We start from the raw sequence: 382 nt of genomic DNA on the forward strand, positions 1-382 counted from the left end.
ATCGTGTTGTCGGGGCGGCGGACGCTGCCGGCGAGCCGGTCCTGCACGTACTCACGCAACCTGTCGTCGCCTGTGAGCTTCGCCGTCTTGGGGCGCTTGGCGGCCTGCTGTGCTTTCCACTGGGCGACCGTCGCGCGGTACTCCTGCTTGCCGCCGCGCGTGGCGGCGTTGCGGCGCAGTTCGCGAGAGATTGTCTCAGGGTCACGCCCCAGAGCGCGAGCGATCTCGCGCACGCCCTTGCTCATGGCCCTGAGGATCGCGATCTCCTCGCGCTCCTCGAACGTGAGGTACCGGCCCGTGGGTTCGGCCAACGAGATCGGCGGCATGCCGCCAGCGTGACGAAACCACCTCGCACCCACCGGCCACGACACGCCGACCGCCA

The 382-nt window shown here is 69.6% G+C and carries 1 protein-coding gene; it reads right to left on the reverse strand.

Features of this window, described 5'->3' with window-relative positions:
• A partial coding sequence (locus tag TN53_RS42850; RefSeq protein WP_046264336.1) for a helix-turn-helix domain-containing protein occupies positions 1-382 on the reverse strand: 382 nt, incomplete at both ends.

The sequence above is a fragment of the Streptomyces sp. WM6386 genome, from assembly GCF_000972385.1.
Lineage (GTDB): Bacteria > Actinomycetota > Actinomycetes > Streptomycetales > Streptomycetaceae > Streptomyces.